The organism is Mesorhizobium sp. M7A.F.Ca.CA.004.12.1.1 (genome assembly GCF_003997835.1).
In the GTDB taxonomy this organism is placed as follows: domain Bacteria; phylum Pseudomonadota; class Alphaproteobacteria; order Rhizobiales; family Rhizobiaceae; genus Mesorhizobium.
Genome location: NZ_RZRK01000740.1, coordinates 1 through 2,994, shown reverse-complemented (window position 1 = coordinate 2,994; position 2,994 = coordinate 1). Strand labels below are relative to the sequence as shown.

The 2,994-nt window shown below is 62.2% G+C and carries 4 protein-coding genes and 1 pseudogene; 2 read left to right on the top strand and 3 right to left on the bottom strand.

Translation table 11 applies throughout. From position 1 onward, the window contains the following. Positions 1 to 424, bottom strand: a 424-nt coding sequence (locus EN984_RS28700; protein ID WP_348630239.1) for an alpha/beta hydrolase, incomplete at its 3' end; no start/stop codon positions are given. Positions 425 to 471: 47 nt separating this feature from the next. Between EN984_RS28700 and EN984_RS28695 the strand changes: the two genes are divergently transcribed. Further along, entirely contained in the window at positions 472 to 924 is a 453-nt protein-coding gene (locus EN984_RS28695) for a MarR family transcriptional regulator (protein ID WP_023813960.1), read from the top strand. Positions 925 to 942: 18 nt separating this feature from the next. Here the strand turns inward: EN984_RS28695 and EN984_RS28690 are convergent, their stop codons facing one another. Both EN984_RS28690 and EN984_RS28685 read right to left on the bottom strand, forming a co-directional pair. Next, positions 943 to 1,554 carry a pyridoxamine 5'-phosphate oxidase family protein gene (locus EN984_RS28690; protein ID WP_127270852.1) on the bottom strand — a complete coding sequence of 204 codons (612 nt, stop codon included), beginning with the start codon at positions 1,552 to 1,554 and terminating at the stop codon, positions 943 to 945. Positions 1,555 to 1,627: 73 nt separating this feature from the next. Further along, positions 1,628 to 1,980 (bottom strand): annotated as a pseudogene (locus EN984_RS28685) (DUF971 domain-containing protein). Positions 1,981 to 2,179: 199 nt separating this feature from the next. Here EN984_RS28685 and moaA point away from each other — a divergent pair. Then, a partial coding sequence (moaA, locus tag EN984_RS28680) for a GTP 3',8-cyclase MoaA (RefSeq protein ID WP_127384133.1) occupies positions 2,180 to 2,994 on the top strand: 815 nt, incomplete at its 3' end.

Genomic DNA, 2,994 nt, shown 5'->3' with positions numbered 1-2,994 from the left:
CCCGCACCGCATCCACCGCATTGACCATGTTCAAGCGCCGGCCCTGCGACTGGCCGTGGCCGGGCAGGTCAAGCGAAACGACCCGGTGGCCGGCGGCGCGATAGCCTTCGATCAAGGCGCGCATATATTCGGTGCGCGAGCGCCAGCCATGGACGACGAGCACCGTGCCGGCGGCCGCCCTGCCCGGCTCCGGGCGGAACTCGTGCACCATGACGCAGCCGGTCGCGGTCTTCAGCCGGTGATGACGCGCCTCGGTCATGAACCCGGCCGCACGGTCGACAGCACGGCGCTCGCCATCGCTGAGCGCCTTGACATTCGGGGTGCGGCAGAACAATTCGAACGCCGCGCGTCCGCTAAGCCGCGGCGCGACACGCTCTGCCGCACCGAACACGCCCCGGATGACCTTCAGCCCGAATGATGCCATAGTGAAAATCCATCCATACGTTCAAGCATGAACATAATAGTTCAAAGATGAACAATAAACAAGAGCTGCCTTGGGATAACCCGCGTTTCCGCAACTGGGTCGCGGTGGCGCGCGCCTGCCATGTGCTGGAGCGCACGCTGGCGGTGAAGCTTGCGCCGCTCGATTTGAAACCGGCGCAGCTCGACGTGCTGATGAACCTCTATCGCCACCCCGGCATGTCGCAGCACGATCTTGCCCGCAAGCTGCTCGTCGGCCGTTCCAACATCACCATGCTTTTGCCGCAGCTGGAAGCGCGTGGCCTGCTGCGCCGCGAAGGCGACGAGAAGGACAAGCGCATCCTGCGGCTCGCGCTCACCGAGGCCGGCGAGGCGCTGTTGATGCAGGCGCTGAAAGTGCACATGGCGCTGATAGAGAAGGCGATGAGCCAGTCTACGCCGGAACAATGCGACATGATCGGCGAGCAGATGCGCAAGATCTATGATGTGCTGAAAGAGGCGTGAGGGCTTTTCAGCCCAAACCTACCACATCGTCTTCTTCGCCCGCTCCGGCCATTCCTTGTCGTAGGTTTCGCCGTCGATGTTCCTGCGGCTGGTGATCTCCAGGATCTGTCCGGGCGTCGGCAGCGACTTCGGGTCGACATGCCTTGCTGCGTTCCAGAGCTCGGAGCGGACGATGGCCCGGGCGCATTGGAAATAGACCGAATCGATGTCGATGACGGTCACCGATCGAGCCGCCTTGCCTTCCACCGTGAATGACGCGCACAGCGCTGTATCCGTTGTAACATGAGCGCGGCCATTGATGCGCAGCGTCGTGCCCGAACCAGGTACCAGGAACAGCAGCCCAACACGTGGGTCGCGGATAATGTTTTTAAGCGAATCGGCGCGGTTGTTGCCGCGACGGTCCGGCATCATCAGGGTTTTCGGATCGTGGATGCGCACGAAGCCGGCGAGATCGCCGCGCGGCGAACAGTCCAGTCCCTCCGGGCCACTGGTGGCCAGCGCGACGAACGGCGAGGCTTCGATGAAGGCGGCATATTCGGGAATGACGTGGTCGAGTTCCTTGACCAGCGAGGCCTCGCCTGGAACGCCATAAAGCGCCTCGAGCTGCTCGACCGTGGTGATGACGGACATGTTTTCGCCTCCAAACCTTTGCCGGCGCTACGCCATCTCGATGACGTTTTGACGACAGCGAGGGGAATCAATTTTAGCGGTCCCGGCTCAGGCCCTTTTCCGCAAGCTCCGCGAGATAGGCTTCCCAGCGCGCATCCTTCTCGTGGCCGAGCGTATGCAGGTAATTCCAGGTGAAGATGCCGGTGTCGTGGAAATCGTCGAAGGTGATGCGCACGGCGTAGTTGCCGACGGCTCTATCTTGAGGATTGCCACATTGCGCTTGCCGGGGACCGTCACCCGCTGATCCGGCGAATGGCCCTGCACCTCGGCCGATGGCGAGGCGACGCGCAGCAGTTCCGCCGGTAATTCGAATGGATGGTGGTCGGGAAAGGTGACGGACAGAAGTTTGCGGTCCTTGGAGACCCTGAGCTCTTTCGGTGCGGTCATGCTGTTCGATCCCGTCTCATCCGCCCTTCCCTACGCCGCTTCGCCAAACGGGAAAAGGCCTGATGAGACCGACCGACATGCGATGTCGGCGCAGAGATGTTACCAAAGATCGAGAGGCGCTATCTTGAATGGCAGGCCGGATCGTATCACATAGCGGTATATAACGAAGCCGTTCACGGCCACAGGAAGCGCTTGAAGCATGGACATGATTGATCCTTTCGGCCGCACGATCAGCTATCTCCGCGTGTCGGTCACCGACCGCTGCGATTTCCGCTGCACCTATTGCATGGCCGAGGACATGGCCTTCCTGCCGAAGAAGGACCTGCTGTCGCTGGAAGAGCTCGACCGGCTGTGCACGGTTTTCATCGAAAAGGGCGTCAGGCGATTGCGCCTGACCGGCGGTGAGCCGCTGGTGCGCAAGAACATCATGCATCTGGTGCGCCAGCTCTCGCGGCATCTCGCCAGCGGCGCGCTGGAAGAGCTGACGCTGACCACCAACGGCTCGCAGCTGTCGCGCTTTGCCGCCGAACTCGCCGATTGCGGCGTCAAGCGCATCAACGTGTCGCTCGATACGCTCGATGCCGACAAGTTCCACAAGATCACCCGCTGGGGCCATCTCGACAAGGTCATGCAAGGCATCGATGCCGCGCAGGCCGCGGGGCTGAAGGTCAAGCTCAACGCGGTGGCATTGAAGGATTTCAACGACGCCGAGCTGCCCGAGATGATGCGCTGGGCGCATGGCCGCGGCATGGACTTGACGGTCATCGAAACCATGCCGATGGGCGAGATCGATGCCGACCGCACCGACCAGTATCTGCCGCTGTCGCTGCTGCGCGCGTCGCTGGAACGCCAGTTCACGCTGACCGACATTCCCTTCAAGACCGGCGGCCCGGCCCGCTATGTCCAGGTCGCCGAGACTGGCGGACGGCTCGGCTTCATCACGCCGATGACGCATAATTTCTGCGAAAGCTGCAACCGCGTCCGGCTGACCTGCACCGGCACCCTCTATATGTG

Coding starts and splice junctions, on each gene's coding strand:
- EN984_RS28695 (WP_023813960.1), top strand. CDS start 472: ATGAACAATAAACAAGAGCTGCCTTGGGATAACCCGCGTTTCCGCAAC.
- EN984_RS28690 (WP_127270852.1), bottom strand. CDS start 1,554: ATGTCCGTCATCACCACGGTCGAGCAGCTCGAGGCGCTTTATGGCGTT.